Here is a 22,106-nt window from a genome sequence, read left to right on the forward strand (position 1 = left end):
AGACAGGCGCTAGAGCGCCTTCCTCAGGGAACGCGTCTCCCGGTCGGTCCCATGTGGCGTGAGCCGCCAGGCGAACATCGGTCCCTGAGAAGTGAGCCGCCAGGCGAACGTCTCGAAGGGGCACCGCCCCGGACTACCTCGCTGAGGGGATCGCGAAGGTGCCGGCGCGCTTGCCGGTGCGGATGTTAACGCTCTTCAGCTCGGTGAACTCCTCGAACCCGGCCTCGCCCATTTCGCGGCCGATGCCGCTGGCCTTGTAGCCGCCGAACGGCATCTGCGGTGGCGCGTCGATGGTGGTGTTGGCGTAGACCGTGCCGCTCCTCAGCTGCTTGGCGACGTCCAGCACGGTGTCGATGTTCTTGCTCCAGACGCTGTTGGACAGCCCGTAGTCGACGCTGTTGGCCAGCCGTACCGCTTCTGCAGCATCGTTGAACCGGGTCACCGTGAGCACCGGGCCGAAGATTTCCTCCTGGAAGGCGGAGGCAGTGAACGGCACCTTGTCGATGATCGTCGGTTGCAAGAACTGCCCGGCACCGTACTCGCCGCCGGTGAGCCGATCACCGCCGGTGACGATCTCCGCGCCCTGCCCGGAAGCGCCCTTCACGTACGCGCTCACCTTGCCCAGGTGCGCGGCGTGGATGAGCGCGCCGATGTCGCTGGTGCGATCCAGCGGCTGCCCGACCTTGAGCTTCGCGGCACGGCGGGCCACTTCGGCGACGAAGTCGTTCGCCACGGAGGATTCCACGAGCAGTCGCGGCTGGGAGACGCAGCACTCGCCGTTGTTGAAGTTCATGCCGAACACGACGCCGGCGGCGGCATCCTCGAGGTCCGCGTCGGCGAACACGAGGTTGGCGGCCTTGCCACCGAGCTCGAGCGAGATCTTCTTCATATTCCCCGTCGCGGCAGCGAGCACGCGCTTGCCGGTCGCGGTGGAGCCGGTGAACGATACCAGATCGACCATCTTCGACTCGGTAAGCGCCTGCCCGGCGGGGCCGGCACCGGAAACCATGTTCACCACGCCGTCCGGCACCCCGGCCTCGGCGACGAGCTTCATGATCTCCCACGCACTGGAGCTGGTGAACTCGCTCGGCTTCACCACGACGGTGCAGCCGGCGGCGAGCGCGAACGGCAGCTTCTGGCAGAGGATCAGCGCGGGGAAGTTCCACGGGATGATCAGTCCGACAACGCCGACCGGCTCCCGCAGCACCAGGCCGGTGAAGTCCGGCCCGTTGCTCGTGAACGTCTTGCCCTGCATGTTCAACGCCAGCGAGGCTGCATACCGGCACAGCGATGCGGCGCCGCCGATGTCACCCTCGGCGAGGATGATCGGCTTGCCGCCCTCCTCGCTGTCCAGCCTGGCGAGCTTCGCAGCATCCCGGTCGATCAGGTCGGCCAGCCGGTTCAAGATGATGGCCCGCTCCATGCCGCTGGTGTGCGGCCAGGTGCCGGTGTCGAACGCGGTGCGGGCGACGCTGATCGCGTGCTCGACGGCCTCAACACTCGTCGCAACCACCTGGCTCACCACCTCGTCCGTGCCGGGCGCCCGCCGGTCGATGAGTTCGAGCCCTGCGGATTCGACGTAGTCCCCGTCGACGAAATTGCCAATGATGCGGGTGGATGCTGCCATGATCTTCTCTCCTGCTACCTAGAGTGCCTTGCGATACAGAGCTTGAATGTCCTCGAGGGTGACCTCGCGGGGGTTGCCGGGCAGGTCAGCCTGCACGAGCGCATCCTGGGCCAGCGCGTCGATCGCGTCGGCAGGCACGCCCACCTCGGAGAGCTTGCGCGGCACCCCGGTCTCCTGGGCTAGACGGTGCACTGCGGATGCCGCGCGCTGCGCCGCCTGCTCGTCATCCAGGCCTGTGGTGTCCTCGCCGAGTGCCCGGGCGATGCGCGCGAACCGGGCTGGAGACGAGGAGATGTTGAAGTCCATCACATAGGGCAGGAACAGCGCGTTGGCGGTGCCGTGATGCACGCCGAAGTGCGCCCCGATCGTGTTGGCCAGCGCGTGCACGGCGCCCAGGCCCGCGTCGTGGAATCCGATTCCGGCCATCGACGACGCCACCAGCATGTTGTACAGCGCGTCCTCATCACCGTGGGCGGCAGCGACCAGATTCGCACCGATCAGCTCGATCGCGCCGATGTTGATCGCGTCGGTGACCGGGTTTGCGCCCTTCGCGACGTATGCCTCGATCGCGTGCGTGAGCGCATCCATGCCGGTCGTTGCCGCGATTCGGCCGGGCAGGCCGGCCACCACGCGCCGGTCGAGCAGGGCGATCTTCACGAACATCAGGTCGGAGACGATGACCATCTTCACGTGGGTGGCCGGGTTGGTGATCACGGCGCCCTTGGTCACCTCGCTGCCGCTGCCCACGGTGGTGGGGATCGCGATCACCGGCAGCGGGGCGTAGCTGAACTTGTCCACCCCTTCGTAGTCGGCGATACCGCCACCGTTCGTGGCGAGTACCGCCACCGACTTGGCGACGTCCATGCTGGAGCCGCCGCCGATGGCGACGAGGATGTCCGCGGCGGCGTCCACGCGAGCCTTCTCCGCGGCTTCCACCGTGGCGATATCGGGGTTGCCGACGACCTCCGTGAAGGTGGCGATGTCGAGATTGCCGGTTTTCAGCACGTCGAGCACCCGGCTCAGGATGCCGGCGGCCACGATGCCCGGGTCGGTGATGACCAGAACCCGGGTACCCAGGCTCGGCAGTTCCGCGGCAAGCTGCTCAAGAGCACCGTCCCCGAGGATCAGGCGGGGCGGGGAGGAAAAACGCTGGCTCATTGGGGTTCCTTCGTGTGGTTGGCAGGTGCGGGAGTGGACGATTTCTTGCGATCGAAGAAGGCCTGCACCGCGGCGCGCTGCTCGGGGCTCACCGAGCAGTGCCCGACCAATTCGGCCTCGACCTGAAGGCCTCGAGTGATGCCGGAACGCACCCCGGCGTAGACCGCCTTCTTGGCGGCGGCGACGGCGGTCGGGCTCATCGCGGTGATCCGGGAGGCGAGTTCCAGGGCCGCGGCGACCGGATCATCCGCGACACTGTTCACGAGGCCGAATTCAAGGGCGCGGTGCGCGCCGACGGGCTCTCCGGTCAGGATCAGCTCGAGTGCACGACCCTCGCCGATCAGGCGGGGCAGCCGCTGCGTGCCGCCCCAGCCCGGAATGTTGCCCAGGGTCATCTCGGGCTGTCCGAGCAGGGCAGTGGGCGCCGCGATGCGCAGGTCGCACGCCATCGCCAGCTCCAGGCCTCCGCCGAACGCGATACCGTTCACGGCCGCGATCACGACCTGGCCGGCGTCTTCCAAACTGTCGAAGACGAGCTGTCCGGTGCGCATCATCTCGGTGGCGCTCTGAAGCGTCAGTCCGACCAGGTTGTTGATGTCCGCGCCGGCGCAGAACACCTTGGGTCCGGACCCGGTGAGGACGACGGCCTTCACGTCGGCGAAGCGGCCACCGGCGCCGAGGTCGCGGGTCAGGTCGCCGATTGCCTGGATCAGCTGCGTGCTGAGCGCGTTGCCCTTGCGCGGCCGGTTCAGGGTGGCCAGGAGCACCTCCCCACGCCGCTCAAGCAGCAGCACGTCGTCGTTCGACTGGTCCATCAGTTCCTCCCCGCCAGCTGCAGCGCGAGCGCCGCGTTCTTGAACAGTGCCGGATCCATCACCTTGAGGTTGTCGGCCACGATTGGTCGGAAGCCCATGTTGGCGATGACGTCCCGTTCCAGGTCGGTGCCCGGCGCGAGTTCGATGAGCACCGGCCCCTCCGGCCGCAACTCGAACACGGCTCGCTCGCTGACGTACAGCACCGGTTGCCCGACGGCGGTGGCGCGCGCGCCAGAGAAGCTGATCTGCTGCACCTGCTTCACGAACTTCTGCTTGCCGCCGGTCGGCAGCCCGATGGATCCCGAGCCGTCGACCTGGTAGTCACCGCCCGCCACGAAGGTGCCGACGAACACTACACGATGGGAACCCTGCGAAATGTTGATGAATCCGCCGACGCCCGGGGCGCGCCGCCCGAATCGCCCCACATTCACGTTGCCCTGCGCATCCACCTCGGCGAAGCTGAGCACCGCGATGTCGACGCCGCCACCGTCGTACCAGTCGAATTGCGCCCCGGAAGTCACGCTGGCCTGGGCGTTGCGGGCCATGCCGAAGTCGGTGCCGCCCGCGGGCACCCCGCCGATGTGGCCTTGCTCCACGGTGAACGTGACGTCGCCGGCCTTTCCTTCCTCGGCGAGCACCGCGGCGACCCCGTCCGGCATCCCGAAGCCGAGGTTGATGATGTCACCCCTGCGCAGTTCCGCTGCGGCACGACGGGCGATGACCTTGCGCACGCCCATCTCCATCGGCTCGATGGCGACATCGTCCAGGCGCTTGCGACCCTCGAGATACGGGTCACGATCAGTGGCGCTGGAGAGGCGTTGCGTGGGGTCAACCACGATGGCGTCTACCAGGATGCCCGGCACCCGCACCTGATCGGCGACCAGCGTGCCCGACGGCACCCGGCTCCGCACCTGTGCGAGCACGAGGCCGCCGTTGTTCTTGACAGCCTGCGCCGCGGCGAGAGTCTCAGCGAGCAGCCCCTCGCCCTCCATCGAGATGTTGCCATCTTCGTCGGCGGTCGTGCCGCGAATGATCGCGACATCGATCGGAAACACCGGGGTGAAAATCCACTCCTTACCAGAAAGAGTGACTAACTCGACGATGTCGTCCACGGCGGCGGAGTTCAGCCGGCCTCCCTCGATCCGCGGGTCGACGAAGGTGCCGAGGCCGATATGGCTGACCACTCCTGGGCCGTGCGCTGCCGCCACCCGCAGCAGGTGCGAGATGGTGCCCTGAGGCAGGCAGTACGCCTCAATGAGGTTGTCAGCGGCCATCTCCTGCATGCCCTTGGTCCAGCCCCAGTGGCCGCCGATCACGCGCTTGACCATGCCGACGTGGGCGAACCGGTCGATGCCATCGCCGTTTCCCGAGCCCATGCCGGAGACATGCACGACACAGAGATCGCGCGGTGATCCGGTGCCGAGGAAGCGCTCCTCCAGTGCCTTCAGGATCACGGACGGGTCGTTGACGCCGCCGCCCGACCCGTCGACGATGACGGTCGCGCCGTCCGGAATGAGTTCCACGGCTTCCTTGGCGGTCGAAAAACGCATATTCTCCTCATTGGTTAACAGTGCGACGACGGGCGCGCGGGATACCCGGGGCCACCACTGTCAAATTTATGAGCGGGACAACCGGACTGCAATAGCGTAAAGAAAATAGTGTTAGCTATTGGCAATCGGTCGTACTAGTCTTCATTCTGTTCTGCCGAACCATCCCGGCAGCCGAACTGCTAAGGAACACCGTGGAAACGCCAGAGACAGAAGAGTCAGCCCTGGAGACGCCCGAAGCCGGACCCCGGATCGTGCGGTCGGTGGCCCGTGCCGCCGCCCTGCTCAAGGCACTCGCAGCCAAAGGCAAGCCGATGGGCCTGAGCGAACTCGCCAAGTCCATCGAGATCAGCAAGCCGGCCACATTCCACCTGCTGCGCACGCTCGAGCTTGAGGGCTTCGTTGCCAAGAGCTCGGATGCGACCTACCAGCTGGACTGGGGACTGTACGAACTCGGCAGCGCCGTCATCCGGTCGGTGGACCTGACGCGTGTCACCCGGCTGCACCTGGACCGGGTTGCCGAAGAGACCGGTGAGGCGGTTCTGCTCAGCATCCTCGACGGTGAGTCGGTGCTTTACCTCGACCGTGGGCAGTCTACGGAGTCGTTCACCATGGTGGCCAATGTCGGGCGGCGATCCCCGTTGCACACCAACGCCTCAGGCAAGATTCTGCTCGCCCACCAGGACCAGAAGTTCATCCAGAGCGTACTTGGCAAGCCGCTCCACGCGAACACACCGGCGACGGTGTGCAACCCGCGCGAGCTGGAAGCGCAACTGCTCGAGGCCCGTCGCGACGGGTACGCCACCTGTTGGCAGGAGCAAGAACTGGGACTGTGCAGCATCGCCGTCCCGATCTTCGACTACACGGGCAAGGCGTGCGCGGCCATGGCGATCGCGGGGCCGGCCGAGCGCGTGAGCAAGCAATCCGTGTCCGGGCTGGTGGAGCGGCTGCACGAGGAAGCTCACCAGATCTCGGCGAAGCTCGGCGCACTCGTGCCCGAGCTGCGATAGCGAACTGCGCTCAGCCCTCTCCACGGCGGGAGGATCGCGCTCAGTGAAATTCAGGCGCACAGTGAATTTCAGGCGCACAGTGAAATTCAGGCACAGAGAAGGTTGATCAGCGCTCCAGCGATGTCCGGGCCACCGACCGTGGCGACGTCGAGGGCATCGAGGCCGCGCCTCGTGCGCATCCATTCGAGCGTACCGCTGGTGCTGACGCCGGATGCGGTGACGGTGAGGCACGAGGACCCTGCCGCGTGCATCGCGAGACAGCTCGGCAGCCGAGCGGCGATCGCCTGAAGGTGATGCACCTTCTCCGGCGGCGCCATGATCATGAGCTCCTCCGGCGGCCGGGTGACCGTTGCCAGGTCACGCACCACCGGAGTGGCGTCCAGCGACCTGGCTAGGGCCGCGATCGTGTCATCCACCCGAGGTACGAACCAGTCGAAGCCGCGGAACCAGTTCGCGCTCAGTCCCACCGCATCAGCCGTGGCAACGAGTTCGTGGGCGACGGCCAGCCCGATCGCGCTCTCCTGCACGACCCGCAACACGCCGTCCGGCGCGAAAGCGCCGGTGAGCGCGCCCCGGGCGGCGACGAACTGAGCCGGCTCGAACTGCTCGAGCTGGCGCAAGATGCGCCGCAGCATCCGTGCCCCGAGGGAGGTGACGAGCACCAGCTCGACACCGGACCTGCGCACGGCGGTCACCGCGTCGACGCTCGCGCCGTTCAGCGAGTGGGTCGACGCCGCCAGTGCGGCGTCGACGTCAACGGCGACAAGTTTCACTGCGACCTGTCCTGCGTGAGCCGCACCGCAGCGTCTGCCCGTGCGAGCTTGTCCAAGGCCTCCACGAAGTAGTAGTCACCCCACATCACACTTTCGTCGACGCCCATGCCGTTGCGCCGATGGTAGAGAGAATGCTTGATGATCCCTTCCCATGCATCGCCGGAAGAGCCGAGAAATTCCGGTTCGCTCAGCCGTCCGACGATACCCCTTGCGTACTCCCGGTAGACCGGGCCGTCGTCTCCGATCAAGTCCGCGAGCTGCAGCATGGCCGCCGCGGTGATGCTCGCCCCCGACGCCTCATAGCGGAACTCCGGGGCCGGGTCATCCCAATCGTTCGGGCCGACGAACTTATCGCCGACCTGGTCGATGTAGAGGTCGGCACAACGCCGCGCCGTGTCGAGGAACCGGGCGTCGCCGGTGTACTGGTACGCGGTGCCGAAACCGTAGATGGCCCAGGCGTGTCCGCGCACCCAGGAGGAGTCGGATCGGTATCCCTGGTGGGTCGCCGCCCTGAGGAATTCGCCGGAGTTCGGGTCGAACCAGCCTTCGTGAATCGTGCTGGAGTCGCCTCGGACGAGATAGCGGCGCGAAGTGAGCGCGTGGGCGGTGGCAATGTCGGCCAGGGCGGTGTCGCCGCTGAGGGCAGCCGCCTGATAGATGATTCCGATGTTCATCATCACGTCGATGAAGGTGCTGCCGGCGTCCACCCAGGTGCGCAAGTATTTACCCGGGCGGTTGAACCGGCCCGCCATGGTCCGTCCGGCCTGAATCAGCACGTCCCGGGTCTCGTCGCTCGGGTGCAGGGTGTGCCAGCGACCCCAGCTAGGGGTGAAGAGAAAGCCGATGTCGTGGGTGCCGGCGTCGAGCTTGCGCGGTTCTACTATGCGGCTGTACTTCTCGGCCTGCTCGCGCCACGCGGCGTCGCCGGTGCGGTCGGCGAAGATCCAGACCATCCCAGCCAAGAACCCTCCGGTCCAGATCGGGGCCCAGGAGTCCTCGTCGAAGTGCCAACGACCGTTCTGCGTGTACACCGGAACCTGCCCGGGATGTTCCGTGATCAGGCGCCACACGCGCTCCTGGGCGAGTGAGAGCGCCTGATCGACATCCACGTCGGTCGTGTGCTCCAGCCGGATCTCAGTTGTCATAGTTGTATACGCCTTCGGTAATGGGGCAGCACGCGAGGACCACGACACCCACCTCCGAAAGATAGTCCGGTTGGATTCGGCTCCTCAATAGCTACTCGCAAATAGTATTCGTTCACTGCTAACATCGTTTTCTAACACGCGCAGCTTCGTTCCAATGGCGGCAAGGAGATTTGCCATGGCATCGCCAAAATCCGATCTTTTGACGAAAGAGCCGCGTGTCGTGCGATCGGTGGTGCACGCATCCGGTCTGCTCAAAGCTCTCCACAAGAACGGCAGACCCACGTCGCTGAGCGATTTGGCGCGAAAGATCGAGTTGAGCAAGCCTGCCACCTACGTCCTGCTGAGAACTCTCGAGGAGGCCGGGCTCATCAGCCGGGATGCCGCGGCGCGCTACGAACTGAGCTGGGGCGTGTACGAACTGGGCAGTGCCGTGATCCGGCCCGTGGGCTTGGCCCGCGCCGCCCGGCTACACCTGGACCACCTTGCGGAGCGCACCGGTGAGGCGGTACTTCTCGCCATCCTCGACAACGCAGCCGTGCTGTACCTCGACCGCGGCCAGGAGCATGAGTCCTTCAGGATGGTCGCGAACATCGGGAGGCGCTCGCCGCTGCACACCAACGCCTCCGGCAAGGTGCTCCTCGCCTACCAGGGCGCGGCCTACATCGAGGCGATCGCCACCCGTCCGCTCGCCCCGACCACCTCGCTCACCATCACCGACGGTCAGGCGCTCATCGCAGAACTCACTCGTGTGCGCGAGCGCGGCTACGCCACGTGCAGCCAGGAGCAGGAGATCGGCCTGTCCAGCATCGCCGTGCCGGTGTTCGCGGGCCAAGGACGAATGCTGGCCGCGCTGGCAGTGGCCGGCCCCACCAGCCGATTCACTCAGCATCAGCTGCCGATACTGCTGAACGAGTTGCGCGGCACCTCGGCGGACATCTCACGTCACTTGTCCCAACCGGGAGGGTTGCCACGTTAGCGATCAGCGAATACTATTTTCGTCTCGCTATTGCCTCTCGTGACGGCGAGGAGATACCGTTCGATCAGTTGAGAGGCCCAGGCGTGGTGCCACGCTTAGCGGCACCGTGAACCAAGGCGCCTGCGATACCTCTCACGCACATTCCCTGCTGAATAACCGGAGGTTTTGAAAGACATGAAACTCTTGACCAAGAGAACAGTCGGCATCGCCGCCGCACTGTTGATGACCGCGGGAGTGTTGACGGCCTGTTCCGCCAATGACTCCGGCAACAAGGCAGACGCGAGCAACGACACGTCGCATGCGAAGATCGGGCTCTTGCTGCCCGAGGTGACCACGCTGCGCTACGAGGAGAAGGACAAGCCGTACTTCACCGAGGCGCTCAAGGAATTGTGCCCCGACTGCGAGCTGATGTACGCGAACGCGAGTTCGGATGCCGCGAAGCAGTTGCAGCAAGCGCAGTCCTTCCTGACTCAGGGCGTGCAGGTGCTGGTCGTCGACCCGTATGACGGCGTCGCCGCCGCCAGCATCGTTTCCGCGGCCAAGGCCCAGAATGTGCCGGTCGTCTCGTATGACCGTCTCATCAAGAGCCCCGACGTCACGTTCTCCATTTCCAACGACTATGAGAAGGTCGGCGAGTTGCAAGGCACCGCGCTCGTCGAGAAGCTCAAGGCCGACGGGGTCAAGCCCGGCGACGGCGGCATCCTGATGATCGATGGCGCCGAGACCGACCCCAACGCGGCCAACATCAAGAAGGGAGCACACTCGGTTATCGACGCGAGCGGCTACAAGATTCTGGCCGAGTTCGCCACCTGGGACCCAGCGGAAGCGCAGGAATGGGTGTCCAGTCAGCTCACCAAGTTCCGTGACGACATCGTGGGCGTGTACTCGGCCAACGATAACAACGGCGGTTCGACCGTCGCGGCGATGAAGGCCATCGGCATGGAGATCCCGCCGATCACCGGACTCGACGCGTCGCTGCCCGGATTGCAGCGCATCGTTGCCGGCACTCAGTACATGACGGTGTACAACCCGTTCCGCTCTGAGGCGCAGCACGCCGCACAGGCGGCCTGGGACCTGGTGAACAAGCGCACCCCGAAGGCCACGACCGAGGTCAACGGCATCCCGAGCTTCCTCAACCAGCCGGTCTCGGTGAACGTGACCAACATCATGGACACGATCATCAAGGACGACTTCTACAAGGTCTCGGAGATCTGCACCGCGGAATACGCCGCGGCCTGCGAGGCAGCAGGCATCAAGTAACTGCAACTGCGGCCGGGGGCTCTCACGGGCTCCCGGCCGTTAGCCGCGTCAACGGCAGTCAACGCAAGGAAGCAACCATGACCATGACCTCCCCCGCTCCGGCCACGGCGCCGGACACCACAGACCCCATCCTGTCGTTGCGCGGAATCAACAAGGCATTCGGTGCCGTGCAGGCGCTCACCGATGTCGAACTCGACGTCTACCCCGGCGAGGTGCTTGCCATCGTTGGCGACAACGGCGCCGGAAAGTCCACGCTGGTGAAAATCCTCGCCGGCGTGCATCCACAAGACTCCGGCACCATCACCTTCCGGGGCGGGAAGGTCGCCATCGGCTCGCCGGCCGCCTCCCGCGACCTGGGAATCGCCACCGTGTTCCAGGATCTGGCGCTCTGCGACAACCTTGACGTGGTGTCGAACTTGTTCCTCGGACACGAGGTGGGCACCTGGGCACTCGGCGAAGTGGAGATGGAGCAGCGCTCGTGGGAGCTGCTGCAACAGCTGTCGGCGAAGATCCCCTCGGTGCGCATCGCCGTCGCCTCCCTGTCGGGAGGCCAACGCCAGACCGTCGCGATCGCCAGGTCCCTGCTGGGCGACCCGGCCGTCGTGATCCTCGACGAACCCACCGCAGCGCTCGGGGTGGCGCAAACAGCCGAAGTGCTCAACCTCATCGAGCGACTGCGTGAGCGTGGCCTCGGCGTCATCCTGATCAGCCACAACATGGCCGATGTGCAGGCCGTCGCCAACCGGGTTGCGGTGCTGCGGCTCGGCCGCAACAACGGCGAATTCCGGATCGGTGAAGTCAGCTACGAGGACATCATCGCCGCCATCACCGGCGCAACAGACAACGCGGTCACCCGCCGGGCGGGCGCCCACACCGAGAACGGAGCAATCTCATGACCGGCACGCTGGACGACACGAAAACGGCGCCAGACGTGCAAGACGAGCGCCTGATCCGCCCACACGGTCTGGCCGGCCAATGGCGAGCTACGGTATCCCGGATCAGCAAAGGCGACCTCGGCTCGCTGCCGGTCATCGTGGGTCTGGCCATCATCTGGGTCGTCTTCCAGCTGCTCAACCCGTTCTTCCTCTCCAGTGCCAACCTGGTCAATCTGGCCGTGGAGTGCGCGGCCATCGGCACCATCGCCATCGGTGTGGTGCTCGTGCTGCTGGTGGCGCAGATCGACTTGTCGATCGGCTCGATCAGCGGCGTCGCCAGCGCCATTGCCGCGGTGGGTTATATCCACCTGGATTGGCCGCTCTGGGTGAGCGTCGGCCTGGGCATCCTCTCCGGAGTCGTCATCGGCTGGATTTACGGCCTCATCTATGCCCGGTTCGGCGTACCGACCTTCGTCATCACCCTGGCTGGCTTGATGGGCTTTCTCGGACTGCAACTGTGGATTCTGGGCACGAACGGGTCGATCAACATCCCGTTCGACACCTGGCTGGTCTACTTCGCGCAGCAGCTGTTCGTCCCTGAGGCGATTTCATACGCGCTCGTGGTCGTCGCCGTCGCAGGCTACGGCGGCTCCGCGCTTCTCAACTCCAGGCAGCGTGCTGCGGCCGGGCTGACGGCGACCTCGACGGCGACCATCATCGCCAAGGCGGTCGCACTGCTCGTGGTGCTCGGCGTCACCGTCTGGTACCTCAATCTCACCCGCGGGGTGGCCGTGGTGTTCCTGACCTTCGTCGTCTTCGTCGTGATCATCAACTACGCGCTGACCCGCACCAGGTGGGGACGCGCGGTCTACGCCGTCGGCGGAAGCGTGGAAGCCGCACGCCGCGCCGGCATCAACGTGAACCGGATCTTCATCTCCTGCCTCGTGCTCGGTGGCGCCTTCGCGGCGATCGGCGGTATATTCGCGGCGGGCCGGTTGGCCTCGGCCGGCGTGGCCAGCGGCGGCGGCGACACCAACCTGATGGCGATCGCCGCAGCAGTCATCGGCGGAACCAGCCTGTTCGGCGGGCGCGGCAACGCCTGGTCCGCCTTGCTGGGCATCGTCGTCATCCAATCGATCGCGAACGGCCTGACGCTGCTCAGCCTGGACACCTCGGTGCGCTACATGGTCACCGGCGCCGTGCTGCTGCTGGCCGTCGTCATCGACTCGCTGTCCCGCCGCTCGCGCGCCATGCACGGACAGGCCTGAGTCGCGCGGCGCTTCCTCCACGCCGCCGCGCCCCAACCGGCTCGTCGCACCTTCCACCCCCGGTGCGGCGAGTCGGCTAGCGGGGCGCACCATGGCGACACCCGGTGGTGGGCTAGCGTGGCAGTGATGACCAGGAGGAGTGCCTGATGTTCCGTGCAGTGCGTGTGTCGAAGGATGCGGATGCGCCTGCCAGCGCAACCCTGGTGTCGATCAGCGACGACGACCTCATGCCGGGCGACGTGACCGTTGACGTTGAATATTCCAGCATCAATTTCAAAGACGGTCTGGCGCTCGCGGGCAAGCCCGGCGTGATCCGGCAGTACCCGCTCATCCCGGGCATCGATTTCGTCGGCACTGTCGCTGCATCGGACAGCGATCGGTGGTACGTCGGCGACCGGGTCATCCTCAACGGCTGGGGTGTCGGCGAGACCCATCACGGCGGTCTCGCCGAACGAGCCAGAGTCGATGGCGATTGGCTCGTGCGGCTGCCGGAGGCACTGAGCACGAAGCAGGCCGCCGCCATCGGCACGGCCGGCTTCACCGCGATGCTCGCTGTCCTGGCATTGGAGAGAACCGGCGCCCTGTACGGATCATTCGAGCAAGTTCACGAATTGACCACGGCCGGCGGCGAGGTCCCGCCCGAATCCGGAGCAGACGTGCTGGTCACCGGCGCGGCAGGCGGCGTCGGCTCCATCGCCATCGCACTCTTGTCCTCACTCGGCCACCGGGTGACGGCGTCCACCGGCCGCCTGGAGGAGGAGCCGTACCTGCGCAGCCTCGGGGCGGCGGCGGTCGTCGACCGTGGTGAGTTCTCGGAGCCGGGCAAGCCGCTGCAGCGGCAACGCTGGGCGGCGGCGGTCGACTCCGTGGGTGGGCAGACGCTCGCCAACGTGCTGGCCCAGACGAACTACGGCGGCACCGTTGCCAGCTGCGGGCTGGCCCAGAGTGCGAACCTCCCGGCCACCGTGATGCCGTTCATCCTGCGCGCGGTCACGCTCACCGGTATCAACTCGGTTCAGGCACCGCGCACCTTGCGCACCGAAGCGTGGCGGCGGCTCGCCAGCGACCTCGATCTGGGGCTGCTCGAGCAGATCACCACGTCGGTGCCCCTGGCCGAAGCCCCGTCGCTGGCCGATCGCATCCTCGCCGGCCGGGTGCGCGGCCGCACCGTCGTCGACGTCCGCGCCTGACCCGGCCACGCCAACCCGTTCCGGGCAACCCGTTTCACGGAGTTTTTGTCCCGGATGCCCGTCTGAGCCGATGTTTGTGCCGCCGGATGCCAGATTCTCCTTGAAACGGGACTGGACGGACGGGACTGGACGGAGCGGGAACGGAACGGGATGACGGGCGGATGCAGACGCTAGTCGTCGCCGACGCCGCCTCGCCTCAAATCGGTGCCGATCATGTGAGCGACGGACCGGAGCAGACTCAGGCTCTCGCGGGTGGTCTGCGTGCTCTGCCCAATCGAGGCGCCCGCAATCGCCAACGACGCGATCACGGCTCCGCGGTAGTCACGCACCGGCACTGCGAGCGAGGAGAATCCGACCTCGTCCTCCTGCCAGCAGGTCGCGAAGCCTTGCCAGCGGACCTTGGCCAGTTCCCTCCGCAAGTGGCTCGGGTCGGTGATGGTGTTCCGGGTCAGTCTGGCCAGCGGCCGCGCCACGACACGCTGCAGCACCTGGGGATCCTGGGTGAACGCCAAAAGCACCTTGCCGGACGCCGTGGAATGCAGAGCACACCGCCGCCCGGCGTTGGCCACCACACGGAAACCGCTTCGCGCTTCACCGCGATCCAGATACAACACCGAGTCGCCATCCAGCATCCCCAGCAGCACGGACTCACCGGTTTGCGCCGCCAGCCGATCCAGATAGTGACGAGCTACCCGGGTCAAGTCGATTCTGCGCACGACGGCGGCGCCGAGCTCGTACACGCCCCAGCTGAGCCGGTACTGCGCGCCGGTCTCATCACGGACCACGAACCGCCGGGAAGCCAGAGTGCCTAAGAGGTGATGTACGGTGGCCTTGCTCAGCCCGACGCGTTCCGCGATGGCGCTGACGCCCATTCCCTCCGGCGCCTCTGTGAGCACCTGGAGGACATCGATCGCGTGTTCAACAGACTGCACACGCCGAGTTCGCCTCGCTTCGGACACGACTGAACCCGTCGGTACCGCTGACACTGCAATAGCTTCGACCGTCATCGCTCGCCTATCCTCAGACTCAGTTCAACTGTGCAGGGTCCGGCAAGACAAATCAATAGCGTTGAGCAAATAATGTTAGCTATCGCCAAGCGGCTGGTATCCGGATGCCTGGATGACGGGAGAAGTTTCTTCATTTCACCACAAATTGCCGCTCAATTGTCCATAGCTAACAATATTTTCTGAGCGCTATTGCTTCGGGCTGATCGGGTCAGCAGAGTTGAAGAAAGCCCCAACGACGGGAGTGAGCGTGGAGCGAAGCCTCAGAATCGGCATCCTCGGGTCCGGCCATATCGTGATGAACGCCATCCTGGATGCCGTTGCCGAGGCCGACCATGCGGCCGTGGCTGCGATCGCCACCCGTGGCGATGGTGCGGCGTTGCGGGGCGACGGCCGCCTGGCGGGTGCGACGATCCTGACCGGCCCAGACTCGTACGCGCAGTTGGTCGCTTCCAACGATGTTGATGCGGTCTACGTCGGGCTGCCGAACCATTTACACAAAATCTGGACGCTGGAGGCCATCCGGCACGGCAAACACGTTCTGTGCGAGAAGCCCCTCGGCGTCGACGCGCGCGAGGCGAGCGAGATGGTGGCTGCAGCGCAGCGCGCGAACGTCCACCTCGTCGAGGCCTTCATGTATCGGTACAACCCGCAACACGCGCGTGTGCGGGAGATCATCGCGTCGGGAGAGCTCGGAACCGTGAAGCTGGTCCGCAGCGGCTTCACGGTGCCTCTCGACGACCCGCTCAGCAACGTGCGATTCGGTCCGTACCCGGCGGCGGGTGCACTTTTCGACGTCGGCGTCTATTGCATCAACGTTGCGCGCTGGATGTTCGGTACCGAGCCGTTGACTGCTTTTGCCAGCATGGTGGAACTGGCCGGTTCCAGGGGCGATATTTTGCACTCCCTGGTCCTGACCTTTCCCGATGGAGGGTTGGCATCACTGTCTGGTGGCCTTGGCCAGGCGTACCAGAGTTTTTACGAGGTCATCGGAACGGACGGAAGGGTGATGGTCGATCGGCCCTTCGCGACTCCGCCGTTCGTTCCGGCGCGGGAGCAGCTCGAGCTCGAGGTCCACACCGCCGGGAAAGTGAGGCGAGAGCCCTTCCCTGACACCGGGCAGTATGTCGCCCAGTTCGACGAGTTCGCCAAACTCGTGGCGGGAGAGCCCAGCCGCGCGTATCTGGCCGAGGACGCCATCGCCACCATGTCGATCGTCGATGCGTTGGTGAACTCATCGCGCTCCGGCCGCGCCGAAATCGTCAACCAAATCCCACGTTCATAGGAAGAAAAAGAGACTGTGAGTACAGAAGTCAGCGAAACCACCGACACGAGCACTCTCGACGGCAAGGCGGTGATCATCACCGGTGGCGGTCAGGGCCTAGGCCGGGCAGTGGCGCTGCGAGCGGCCGCCAAGGGCGCGAAGGTCATCATCGCCGACCTGAACCCGACGACGACCGCCTCGGTCTTGGACGAGTTGCGTGCCATTACTCCTGACGCTGAAAGCTACGTCGGCGATGTTTCCAAACCGGATGTTGCGAAAGGGCTGGTCGACCTGGCCGAGGAGAAGTTCGGCGGCCTCTGGGGTCTGGTCAACAACGCCGGGATCACCCAGGTCGGCACGCTGGAGAACACCAGTGAAGCCGACTGGGATCGCACGCTCTCGGTCAATCTCAAGAGCATGTTCTTGGTCACCAAGTACGCGCTCCCGGTGCTGCGCAAGGGCGGCGGCGGCTCGATTGTCAACGTGTGCTCGATCTCCGGTATCGCCGGGATGCCGGAGCAGGGCGCCTACGCGCCGTCCAAGGGTGGGGTCGCGTCGATGACTCAGCAGTTGGCCTTCGATTACGGCAAGGACGCGATTCGGGTGAACGCGGTTGCCCCCGCTGCCATGATGACGCCGATGATCCAGGACAACCTGGCCGGCTTCGACACGGATGAGCAACGCGAGTCCTGGTTCGCCTGGGTGCAGGATCAGGTCCTGCTGAAGCGAGTGGCGCAACCTCGCGAAGTCGCCTCAGCGGTGGTGTTCCTGCTCTCGGAGGACGCGTCGTTCGTGCACGGAGTGATCCTTCCCGTTGACGGCGGATGGGCGTCGCACTGATCCTGGCGGCCCTTTCCCGTTAGGCCGCCAGGGAGGCAATTGCCGCCCGCAGGTCCGCGGCGGATCCTGCGCTCCGCAATCCGCCTCCCATTCCGACGGCCACGGCACCGGCATCCAGCCATGGCCGCGCATCGGACATCCGCATGCCGCCGGTGGGCACCAGTTTCAGCAGCGGCAGGGCCTGCAGCAGCGCCTTCAACGTGTCCAGGGTCCACAGCTTGGCCGGGAACAGTTTCACTAGATCGGCACCGGCCAGGGTTGCGTTGACGCATTCGGTCGGGGTGAGTGCCCCGACCACGCTGGCCAGCCGCAGTTCCCGGCACGTGGAGATCAAACCCGCCGTGCTGATCGGACTCACAACGAAGGCCGCGCCCGCGGCTGCGGCATCCCGCACATCCTGGTCGGTCAGGACGGTGCCGACCCCGAACTGGACCCCGTCATCGCTGAACTGGTGAGCCATCCAGCGGGCCACGTCCAACGCTCCGGGAGTCGACAGTGAGACTTCGATGGCGCGCACGCCGGCTGCCACCAGCCGGTCGACCTCCTGCTTCGCGGCGTCGGTCGTGTGCTCGCGCACGATCCCGATCAGCCGGGAGGAAGTGATGGCCGTTACCGCGTCACGAGGCGACATCATTGACCCGATCTTGAGCGATGGCCGTCGGGGCGGCGGCGGTGATGCCGGCGGTCACCGCGGAAACACGGACAGGGAACTGTCATCGTCAGCGCCGGAACGCACCCGCCACAGTGCCTCGGTGTAGTAGCTGTCACCCACGATGACCGAGCCGCCGATGCCGTGAGCATGGGGCACGTCGAGCGCAGCGCCGCTGAGAATACCGAGCCCGCGCGGATCGCCGAGCACGTTCTTCTCGGACAGCGCCTCGAGCATCCGGGTGGCGTAGTTGCGCAGTTCGGACCGCCGGCGACCGCCCGTCAGGTCGGCCAGTTCGAGGATGCCAGCGTAGGCCAAACTTGCCGCGAAGGTGTCACGGATGGGCGTCTCGTTCTCGGGCAGGTCGAAGTCCCACAACGGTGCGGGCTCGTCTTGCACCCGATCGATCCAGTAGTCGGCCATGGCGTCGGCCACCTGCAGGGACGCCGCGTCGCCGGTGACCCGATGCACCGCAGCGAAGCCATAGATTCCCCAGGCCTGACCCCGGGACCAGCATCCGGAGGCTGAATATCCCTGATAGGTGTCGATGCCGTCCGGATTGCCGCTGCGGTCGAACAGCAGCACCTGACCGGTCGACCCGTCCGGCCGCACGAGCTGGTCGGCGATGAGTTGCACGGCCGACATGGCCGCGTCGGCGAGATCTTCACGGCCGGTCTGCAACGAGTACCACAGCGGCACCGCAAGATTGATCACGTCATCCACCGTGGTGAACGGGTATTGGGTTTCGGCAGGCGTGCCGAACGATTTCATGTACCCGATCTCAAGAAAGCGACCGGACACTGTCTCGGCGGCCGCCAGGGCCAACGGCCTCAGTCGCTCCTCGTGCCCGACCGCCATCCCGACCAGGGTGCCACGGAAGAACATGTGGGCCACCGACGCGAAGCTTCTCAGGTTCGCCCGGTTGGTCAGACGCTCACTCCACTCCAGTGCTCGATCCGCCCAGCTCTCACGCTCGGCCGTGTTGCCGGCTCCGGCAGCGAGGAACCACAGAATCGCGGGAAGGTCCCCGACCATCCACGACCCGTGATGGGGCAAGACCCCGCGTTGACTCTGGTCGAACTCGGACGTGATCCACGCGCCGTCATCCGTCCAGATCGGAAAGGCGCTCATCTGCGACAGCAGTTCCGCTTCCGCGCGGACTGCGTCCCAGGCACGTTCCAAAGTGGTCATGACTCCCCATTCGTGAGTTCGGTATCGGGTGTCTCCCGCATCCGAAATTGTCTGGCTCAGCCCTTGGTGGACCCCAGCGTCAGTCCGGCGATGAACTGCTTCTGCAGGACGATGAAGATGATCAGCGTGGGTATAGCCGCCATCAGGGCCGCCGCCGCGATCATGTTCTGATTGGCGACGAACTCACCCTGAAGGTCGGTCAGAGCCGACGTGATCGGCCGTCTCTTGCCGGTGGAGATCAGCGTGATCGCCCAGAAGAAGTCGTTGTAGATCCACGTCGTCAGGAGCGTGGCCAGCGCGGCAAGCGCCGGGCGGATCGTCGGAAGAGTCAAACTCCAATACCTGGTCCACAGTGACGCGCCGTCGACCAGAGCGGCATCGTACATCTCCTGAGGAATCGTTCTCATGTAGTTGCTGAGGACGAAGACGCAGAAGCCGACCTGGAACGTCACGTTGATCACGATCAGTCCGGTGATCGAGTTATACATCGTCCCGCTGGCGCTGAGGAACTCCGGCAGCGGGATGGCCAGATACAGCCGGTACAGCGGTGTGATGATCACCTGCTGTGGCAAGAGGTTGCCGGCGGTGAACAGCATCAACAGGGCGATATTCAGTTTGAAATTGATCCGAGTGATGACGAAGGCGACACCTGACGCCAAGAACAGCGTGATGACCACTCCGGGCAGCGTGATCAACACGGAGTTGATGAAGTAGGTCAGGATGTTGGACTGCTGCCAGGCCTCGATGTAGTTCTGGAACGTCAGGGACTTGGGCAGCGACACGTAGCCGAGCTTGTTGGTCTCGGTGATCGGGCGCAGGCTGACGTATAACGCGAACAGCACGGGCAGCAGCCACAACACGGCGCAGCTGAACATGAAGACCTCGGCAACGATCTTCCACGGCCGCATCCGGATGCGAGGGCGCCCCTTCGCAGCGTCGGGGCGGTGCACCGCATCGATCGTTCGGCGCGCGCCGCTGGTTCCGCTCATCGGAAGCTCCCTTCGCGGCGGAATGCCCGCCAGAGGAAGAGCACGATCGGCACCAGGGCGATGACGAGCAGGACCACCCCGAGCGCAGAGCCGAACCCGATCCGCTGGATCTCGCCGACGATGTTGTTGGTGACCAGCACCGACAGCAGTTCCAGGCCGTTATGGCCGCGGTTCGTGATGTAGACGAGGTCGAACGCGCGCAACGACTCGATCACGGTGACGATCACGATCACGACGTTGATCGGGCGCATGACGGGGAAGGTCACGAAGCGGAACCTCTGCCATTCGTTCACTCCGTCCAGCGATGCCGCCTCCTTCAGTGCGGGATCGACGGACTTGAGTCCGGCCAGATAGAGCACCATCACGTATCCCGCCTGCCGCCAACTCGCTTCGACCAGGACCGCCCACAGGTTCAAGTCCGGGTTTCCGAGCCAATCGATAAGGTTGTGGTCCGATGTTCGCCCGAGCACGCTGTTGATGAGTCCGAAGTTCGACGAGTACATGAACTCCCAGATGATGCCGATCAACGCCAGCGACAGCAGGACCGGCATGAACAGCGCGCTCTGATAGAACCGGCTGCCCTTGACGCCACCGTCGATGATGAGGGCGAACACCATCCCCAGCGGGGTGGCGAATCCGATGAAGACCGCCAACCAGATGATGTTGTGCAGCACCGCCGGCCAGAACTCCGGGTAGATCGTCGCCGCCTGAACGTAGTTCTGGGTGCCGTACCAGCATCCGTTGTTCAGCACGGAGGGCATCGGCGGCGGCTGGCAGGCCTCCAGGCGAAGCCCGCCAACGCCGTTCCAACGGGTGAAGGAGAGAAGGACGGAGCCCAGCGCGGGACCCCAGACGAAGGCCAGAATGGCCAGCGTCGGGATTCCCACTAGTCCCGCTATGACGAGCTTGTCCACCCGGGAGACGCGCCTGAATCGAAGCATTTCCCGTCCCCTCTACAACCCACTCCTGTGCCGTGCTTGGCGCGACTCAGGCAAAGATGGTCTTCGCCTGCGCTTCGAGCTTCTTTTGCACGGCCAGGATGTTGGATTTGCTCGGGTCCGCGATGAAGTCTTGTAACCCCGCGAACGCCGCGGCGGCCATGGCCGGATCGGTGTCACGGTCGAGGAACTGCGAAACGGCCTTCTTCGAGGAGATCAGCTCGGCTGACTTCTTCTGCAGGTCCGAGTAGTTGGACGTGTCGGCATCCTTGGTCATCCCGACATCCCACTTATCGGTTTTGAGGTACTGCGCAGCGGCAGCGCTGGTGCCGAGGTATTTCAGCACCTTCTTGGCGGCATCCGGGTTCTTGGCCTTCGCCGCACACATGTAGCCGTCGGAGGGTGCCTCCATGTAATCGGTGCCGTACTTGCTGTTGATCTCGGGGAACTCGAAGAAGTCGAGATCGGGCAGGTTATCCGGTGAGTAGTTCGCGCCGACCTGATTGGAGCCCTGGAACATGATCCCGGCCTGCTTGTTCTCCAGTGCCTTGGCGGCATCCTGCCAGATGCGCCCGTTGGCGCCGGTCTGGCAGTACGGCAGCAGCTCGGCATACTGCTCGAATGTGGCGGTCACCCCGGCATCGGTCCACGGAACCTCGTGGCGCATCAATTGCATGTGGTAGTCGTATCCGTTGACGCGGAGGTCGATGGTGTCAAAGAATCCGCACGCCGGCCACAGATCCTTATCCGCGAACGCGATCGGGATGAGGCCGTCGGTCTTCAACTGCTTGCAGAGCGCGATGAGGTCGTCCCACGACGTGGGGATGTCGTAGCCCTTGTCACCGAAGACGCTCTTGTTGTGAAAGAAGACCCACGGGTAGTTGTACATCGGGATGAAGTAGTAGTGACCGTCGAGACCCTTGGACAGCGCCTGCGCAGCCGGGCCGAAGTTGGATCCGATCTCGTCCCAGACGTCGTCGATCGGTGTGGCGAGTCCTTGTGCGGCGAAGAACTGCATCCGGTAGCCGGCGAACCAGGTGAACAGGTCGTCCGGTGTTGCCTGCAGGTAGTTGCTGATGCTGCTCTTGAACGTCTCGTGGTCAACGAGGTTGAGGTTGATGTCGACGCCGGTTGACCGCGCTGCCTCGTCAATGAGGGCTTTCTGCGAGTCCTTCACACCCGGGTTCGAGTTGTAGGAGCCGACGGTGATCGGCCCCTTGCCGCCGCCACCACCCGTCCCGCCGCTGTTTCCGCCGCCTGCCGGGCTGGCGCAGGAGGCCAGAACGGAGCTGCCGACACCGGCAACCGCCATGGCGGCGAGCCCCTGCAAAAGGCTGCGGCGGCTGAAGGAGTTGCCCGCCGATGGGTGAATGTTCATTGTCGTTGCCTGTGGGGTCATGCCACGCACGATGCCTCCCTGATAGTCCTGGCTGGATGATCAGGAATGTAACAGCGGCGTTCGTTCCGCCGGTGAAGAAGATGGCACTGCCAAACGCGCCGACCAGCATCCGCTGATCACCGTCGTCGGCGGGTGCGCTGATCCCGTTTCACGGAGTTTCTGTCCCGGATGCCCGTCTGGGCCGATAG

20 protein-coding genes are annotated in these 22,106 nt (G+C 65.1%); 8 read left to right on the top strand and 12 right to left on the bottom strand.

The window, feature by feature from the left end; genetic code table 11:
• Positions 1-133: 133 nt before the first annotated feature.
• The 4 genes from ABFX56_RS07815 to ABFX56_RS07830 are packed head-to-tail and all read right to left on the bottom strand — an operon-like array spanning position 134 to position 5,150.
• A complete protein-coding gene (locus ABFX56_RS07815; RefSeq protein WP_346232687.1) occupies positions 134-1,627 on the bottom strand; it encodes an aldehyde dehydrogenase family protein in 1,494 nt (497 codons plus the stop codon).
• Positions 1,628-1,645: 18 nt separating this feature from the next.
• The gene (locus ABFX56_RS07820) at positions 1,646-2,785 is read right to left on the bottom strand and encodes an iron-containing alcohol dehydrogenase (protein WP_346232688.1); all 1,140 of its coding nucleotides are present in this window, start codon (positions 2,783-2,785) and stop codon (positions 1,646-1,648) included.
• Positions 2,782-3,600, bottom strand: coding sequence for an enoyl-CoA hydratase/isomerase family protein (locus tag ABFX56_RS07825; RefSeq protein ID WP_346232689.1), 819 nt, complete (start codon positions 3,598-3,600; stop codon positions 2,782-2,784). Before ABFX56_RS07825 ends, ABFX56_RS07820 begins: the two co-directional genes overlap by 4 nt.
• Complete coding sequence (locus ABFX56_RS07830) at positions 3,600-5,150, bottom strand: acyl CoA:acetate/3-ketoacid CoA transferase (protein WP_346232690.1); 1,551 nt, start codon at positions 5,148-5,150, stop codon at positions 3,600-3,602. The genes ABFX56_RS07825 and ABFX56_RS07830 overlap by 1 nt, the downstream gene beginning before the upstream one ends.
• A 191-nt stretch (positions 5,151-5,341) precedes the next feature.
• Between ABFX56_RS07830 and ABFX56_RS07835 the strand changes: the two genes are divergently transcribed.
• On the top strand, positions 5,342-6,157 hold the full coding sequence (locus ABFX56_RS07835; RefSeq protein ID WP_346232691.1) for an IclR family transcriptional regulator: 816 nt from the start codon (positions 5,342-5,344) through the stop codon (positions 6,155-6,157).
• 86 nt (positions 6,158-6,243) lie between these two features.
• Here ABFX56_RS07835 and ABFX56_RS07840 read toward each other — a convergent pair whose 3' ends face one another.
• On the bottom strand, positions 6,244-6,930 hold the full coding sequence (locus ABFX56_RS07840) for an HAD hydrolase family protein (RefSeq protein ID WP_346232692.1): 687 nt from the start codon (positions 6,928-6,930) through the stop codon (positions 6,244-6,246).
• The gene (locus ABFX56_RS07845) at positions 6,927-8,075 is read right to left on the bottom strand and encodes a glycoside hydrolase family 88 protein (RefSeq protein WP_346232693.1); all 1,149 of its coding nucleotides are present in this window, start codon (positions 8,073-8,075) and stop codon (positions 6,927-6,929) included. Before ABFX56_RS07845 ends, ABFX56_RS07840 begins: the two co-directional genes overlap by 4 nt.
• 175 nt (positions 8,076-8,250) lie before the next feature.
• Between ABFX56_RS07845 and ABFX56_RS07850 the strand changes: the two genes are divergently transcribed.
• The 5 genes from ABFX56_RS07850 to acuI all read left to right on the top strand — a co-directional run bounded on the left by ABFX56_RS07850 (position 8,251) and on the right by acuI (position 13,644).
• The gene (locus ABFX56_RS07850; protein ID WP_346232694.1) at positions 8,251-9,051 is read left to right on the top strand and encodes an IclR family transcriptional regulator; all 801 of its coding nucleotides are present in this window, start codon (positions 8,251-8,253) and stop codon (positions 9,049-9,051) included.
• Positions 9,052-9,225: 174 nt separating this feature from the next.
• Positions 9,226-10,311 carry a substrate-binding domain-containing protein gene (locus ABFX56_RS07855; protein ID WP_346232695.1) on the top strand — a complete coding sequence of 362 codons (1,086 nt, stop codon included), beginning with the start codon at positions 9,226-9,228 and terminating at the stop codon, positions 10,309-10,311.
• A gap of 77 nt (positions 10,312-10,388) precedes the next feature.
• Positions 10,389-11,207 carry an ATP-binding cassette domain-containing protein gene (locus tag ABFX56_RS07860; RefSeq protein ID WP_346232696.1) on the top strand — a complete coding sequence of 273 codons (819 nt, stop codon included), beginning with the start codon at positions 10,389-10,391 and terminating at the stop codon, positions 11,205-11,207.
• Positions 11,204-12,454 (top strand): sugar ABC transporter permease, encoded by a 1,251-nt coding sequence (locus ABFX56_RS07865; protein WP_346232697.1) that lies wholly within the window; start codon positions 11,204-11,206, stop codon positions 12,452-12,454. The genes ABFX56_RS07860 and ABFX56_RS07865 overlap by 4 nt, the downstream gene beginning before the upstream one ends.
• Positions 12,455-12,600: 146 nt before the next feature.
• Positions 12,601-13,644, top strand: a complete 1,044-nt coding sequence (gene acuI / locus ABFX56_RS07870; RefSeq protein ID WP_346232698.1) for an acrylyl-CoA reductase (NADPH) — start codon at positions 12,601-12,603, stop codon at positions 13,642-13,644.
• Positions 13,645-13,814: 170 nt separating this feature from the next.
• Here acuI and ABFX56_RS07875 read toward each other — a convergent pair whose 3' ends face one another.
• Entirely contained in the window at positions 13,815-14,576 is a 762-nt protein-coding gene (locus ABFX56_RS07875; protein WP_346232699.1) for an IclR family transcriptional regulator, read from the bottom strand.
• Positions 14,577-14,898: 322 nt separating this feature from the next.
• Between ABFX56_RS07875 and ABFX56_RS07880 the strand changes: the two genes are divergently transcribed.
• Together ABFX56_RS07880 and ABFX56_RS07885 are read left to right on the top strand one after the other, a co-directional pair.
• A complete protein-coding gene (locus ABFX56_RS07880; RefSeq protein ID WP_346232700.1) occupies positions 14,899-15,933 on the top strand; it encodes a Gfo/Idh/MocA family protein in 1,035 nt (344 codons plus the stop codon).
• 15 nt (positions 15,934-15,948) lie between these two features.
• Positions 15,949-16,752 carry an SDR family NAD(P)-dependent oxidoreductase gene (locus ABFX56_RS07885; RefSeq protein ID WP_346232701.1) on the top strand — a complete coding sequence of 268 codons (804 nt, stop codon included), beginning with the start codon at positions 15,949-15,951 and terminating at the stop codon, positions 16,750-16,752.
• A 19-nt stretch (positions 16,753-16,771) separates the two neighbouring features.
• Here ABFX56_RS07885 and ABFX56_RS07890 read toward each other — a convergent pair whose 3' ends face one another.
• From ABFX56_RS07890 to ABFX56_RS07910, 5 genes are read right to left on the bottom strand one after another with little or no spacing between them, the layout of a single operon-like run.
• The gene (locus ABFX56_RS07890; RefSeq protein ID WP_346232702.1) at positions 16,772-17,386 is read right to left on the bottom strand and encodes a bifunctional 4-hydroxy-2-oxoglutarate aldolase/2-dehydro-3-deoxy-phosphogluconate aldolase; all 615 of its coding nucleotides are present in this window, start codon (positions 17,384-17,386) and stop codon (positions 16,772-16,774) included.
• A 51-nt stretch (positions 17,387-17,437) separates the two neighbouring features.
• The gene (locus ABFX56_RS07895; protein ID WP_346232703.1) at positions 17,438-18,592 is read right to left on the bottom strand and encodes a YyaL domain-containing protein; all 1,155 of its coding nucleotides are present in this window, start codon (positions 18,590-18,592) and stop codon (positions 17,438-17,440) included.
• Between the two features lie 56 nt (positions 18,593-18,648).
• Positions 18,649-19,581 (bottom strand): carbohydrate ABC transporter permease, encoded by a 933-nt coding sequence (locus tag ABFX56_RS07900; RefSeq protein WP_346232704.1) that lies wholly within the window; start codon positions 19,579-19,581, stop codon positions 18,649-18,651.
• A complete protein-coding gene (locus ABFX56_RS07905; RefSeq protein ID WP_346232705.1) occupies positions 19,578-20,522 on the bottom strand; it encodes a carbohydrate ABC transporter permease in 945 nt (314 codons plus the stop codon). Before ABFX56_RS07905 ends, ABFX56_RS07900 begins: the two co-directional genes overlap by 4 nt.
• 46 nt (positions 20,523-20,568) lie before the next feature.
• The gene (locus tag ABFX56_RS07910) at positions 20,569-21,897 is read right to left on the bottom strand and encodes an ABC transporter substrate-binding protein (protein WP_346232706.1); all 1,329 of its coding nucleotides are present in this window, start codon (positions 21,895-21,897) and stop codon (positions 20,569-20,571) included.
• Between the last annotated feature and the right edge of the window lie 209 nt (positions 21,898-22,106).

It is taken from the genome of Parafrigoribacterium mesophilum, from assembly GCF_039652555.1.
Taxonomy (GTDB): domain Bacteria; phylum Actinomycetota; class Actinomycetes; order Actinomycetales; family Microbacteriaceae; genus Parafrigoribacterium; species Parafrigoribacterium mesophilum.